Here is a 3,393-nt window from a genome sequence, read left to right as displayed (position 1 = left end):
GTTGACATGTCTCGGGGGTCCCGCCTATAAACCGCCCATCGAGACGGCGCCGCCGCTGAGCGGCGCCTCTTCTGCGCTTCCTAAGGACGCTGGGGCTGAGGCCGGTTCGCCGGGTGAAGTTCTGTCGGTTTTGTAGAAGCTGCCGCTGTTTGAAAATTGAAGATAGAAAGAGAAACGTGGACGGCGGGGTTCTTGCGGATCCGGGCTACGGCCTGGATCGAACGAGACTTCGGTGTGCTGCGTTTTAACAAGAACCATTTGCCTGGTTTGTTGAGCGAAAGCTTGGCAGGTCAAGTAATGGCTCCGTCAATACGCAGTGCGATGCCGGAACAAAATCTCATCCAATCTGAGAGTTTGATCCTGGCTCAGAGCGAACGCTGGCGGCAGGCTTAACACATGCAAGTCGAACGGGCACTTCGGTGCTAGTGGCAGACGGGTGAGTAACACGTGGGAACGTACCTTTCGGTTCGGAATAATTCAGGGAAACTTGGACTAATACCGGATACGCCCTTCGGGGGAAAGATTTATCGCCGATAGATCGGCCCGCGTCTGATTAGCTAGTTGGTGAGGTAATGGCTCACCAAGGCGACGATCAGTAGCTGGTCTGAGAGGATGATCAGCCACATTGGGACTGAGACACGGCCCAAACTCCTACGGGAGGCAGCAGTGGGGAATATTGGACAATGGGCGCAAGCCTGATCCAGCCATGCCGCGTGAGTGATGAAGGCCTTAGGGTTGTAAAGCTCTTTTGTCCGGGAAGATAATGACTGTACCGGAAGAATAAGCCCCGGCTAACTTCGTGCCAGCAGCCGCGGTAATACGAAGGGGGCTAGCGTTGCTCGGAATCACTGGGCGTAAAGGGCGCGTAGGCGGACTCTTAAGTCGGGGGTGAAAGCCCAGGGCTCAACCCTGGAATTGCCTTCGATACTGGGAGTCTTGAGTTCGGAAGAGGTTGGTGGAACTGCGAGTGTAGAGGTGAAATTCGTAGATATTCGCAAGAACACCAGTGGCGAAGGCGGCCAACTGGTCCGAAACTGACGCTGAGGCGCGAAAGCGTGGGGAGCAAACAGGATTAGATACCCTGGTAGTCCACGCCGTAAACGATGAATGCCAGCCGTTGGGGAGCTTGCTCTTCAGTGGCGCAGCTAACGCTTTAAGCATTCCGCCTGGGGAGTACGGTCGCAAGATTAAAACTCAAAGGAATTGACGGGGGCCCGCACAAGCGGTGGAGCATGTGGTTTAATTCGAAGCAACGCGCAGAACCTTACCAGCTTTTGACATGTCCGGTTTGATCGGCAGAGATGCCTTTCTTCAGTTCGGCTGGCCGGAACACAGGTGCTGCATGGCTGTCGTCAGCTCGTGTCGTGAGATGTTGGGTTAAGTCCCGCAACGAGCGCAACCCTCGCCCCTAGTTGCCATCATTCAGTTGGGAACTCTAGGGGGACTGCCGGTGATAAGCCGCGAGGAAGGTGGGGATGACGTCAAGTCCTCATGGCCCTTACAGGCTGGGCTACACACGTGCTACAATGGCGGTGACAATGGGCAGCGAAAGGGCGACCTCGAGCTAATCCCAAAAAGCCGTCTCAGTTCAGATTGCACTCTGCAACTCGAGTGCATGAAGGTGGAATCGCTAGTAATCGTGGATCAGCATGCCACGGTGAATACGTTCCCGGGCCTTGTACACACCGCCCGTCACACCATGGGAGTTGGGTTTACCCGAAGGCGTCGCGCTAACCGCAAGGAGGCAGGCGACCACGGTAGGCTCAGCGACTGGGGTGAAGTCGTAACAAGGTAGCCGTAGGGGAACCTGCGGCTGGATCACCTCCTTTCTAAGGTAGAGGACTTCACGAGGCTTGCCTCGTATCGACCTCTCTTCAGAACAAAGGGACCAGATCAGGTCCCGACATGCGGAACTTCGCCGTCTTCGTTTCTCTTTCTCTTTCCGGGCGAATACGCTGGATCGATAAGCATAGGGCTTGTCTCCGCGTATTCTGGGCCAAGCCAGGCTTTGGCCGGCTGATCTGTGATCGGTCTTGCCTTGGGCCTGTAGCTCAGTTGGTTAGAGCGCGCGCTTGATAAGCGTGAGGTCGGAGGTTCAAATCCTCCCAGGCCCACCAGTCATCGAACGTGTCCTTGCTTTCGATTGCGTCCGTTACCTCCCGGGGCCATAGCTCAGTTGGGAGAGCGGTAGCTTTGCAAGCTTCAGGTCGTCGGTTCGATCCCGTCTGGCTCCACCAAATCCGGAAAGTCTTCAAGTTTCGTCCTCGTCGGAAACGACGGGTGACGCTGCTGTTTGTCATTGTGAAGAGGGAATATATTCGAGAGCTGCTCATCCTGCAGCGTGCGAATGTCCGACACCATCGGCTTCGTTAAATCGGGTATATTCGGCAAGCATAAATGGTCTTTCTGATCATATGTCTTTGCGAGTTGATCTCGCGGACATCGATCATGAGAACGATCAAGTGCCTTAAGAGCATTCGGTGGATGCCTTGGCGCTGAGAGGCGATGAAGGACGTGATACGCTGCGATAAGCCGTGGGGAGCTGCGAATGAGCTTTGATCCGCGGATTTCCGAATGGGGAAACCCACCTTCGATCTCTGTTATTCTAAGGGCAGGCTTTAAGCTTGTTCTTGGGCTAACAGAGATCAAGAGAAGGTATTGAACTCTGAATACATAGGGGTTCAAAGCTAACCCAGGGAACTGAAACATCTAAGTACCTGGAGGAAAGGACATCAACGAGACTCCGTTAGTAGTGGCGAGCGAACGCGGACCAGGCCAGTGCCTGACTGTAAGTTACCGGAAGTGGTTGGGAAACCACGCAATAATGGGTGATAGCCCCGTACGGATCTGCGAACAGTTGGGACATGAGTAAGGCGGGACACGTGAAATCCTGTCTGAACGTGGGGGGACCACCCTCCAAGCCTAAGTACTCCTCAGCGACCGATAGTGAACAAGTACCGTGAGGGAAAGGTGAAAAGCACCCCGACGAGGGGAGTGAAATAGCACCTGAAACCGAATGCTTACAAACAGTGGGAGCTCAAGGTTCGTCCTGGGTGACCGCGTACCTTTTGTATAATGGGTCAGCGACTTAGTCTGGCGAGCAAGCTTAAGCCGTTAGGTGTAGGCGTAGCGAAAGCGAGTCTGAACAGGGCGTTCAGTTCGTCGGATTAGACCCGAAACCGGGTGATCTAGCCATGAGCAGGTTGAAGGTAAGGTAACACTTACTGGAGGACCGAACCGGTGCCTGTTGAAAAAGTCTCGGATGACTTGTGGCTAGGGGTGAAAGGCCAATCAAACTCGGAAATAGCTGGTTCTCCGCGAAAGCTATTTAGGTAGCGCCTCGTGTGAATACTCCGGGGGGTAGAGCACTGGATGGGTGAGGGGTGCTTACCG

Annotated in this window: 2 tRNA genes and 2 rRNA genes (1 of these 4 running past the window's edge); all 4 read left to right on the top strand. The window is 54.6% G+C overall.

The features are described 5' to 3' along the window. Positions 1-342 precede the first annotated feature (342 nt). A 16S ribosomal RNA gene (locus AB6806_RS28910) occupies positions 343-1,829 on the top strand. A 211-nt stretch (positions 1,830-2,040) separates the two neighbouring features. Beyond that, positions 2,041-2,117 (top strand) — tRNA-Ile (locus AB6806_RS28905). A 44-nt stretch (positions 2,118-2,161) separates the two neighbouring features. After that, positions 2,162-2,237, top strand: a tRNA-Ala gene (locus AB6806_RS28900). Positions 2,238-2,456: 219 nt separating this feature from the next. Further along, a 23S ribosomal RNA gene (locus tag AB6806_RS28895) occupies positions 2,457-3,393 on the top strand; it runs 1,869 nt beyond the window's last position. The 16S and 23S rRNA genes sit together here with 2 tRNA genes alongside, the layout of an rRNA operon.

Source organism: Allobosea sp. RCC_152_1 (assembly GCF_041360765.1).
GTDB lineage: Bacteria > Pseudomonadota > Alphaproteobacteria > Rhizobiales > Beijerinckiaceae > Allobosea > Allobosea spartocytisi.
The sequence above is the reverse complement of the archived record's forward strand: the minus strand, read 5'-3'. Positions and strand labels throughout refer to the sequence as shown.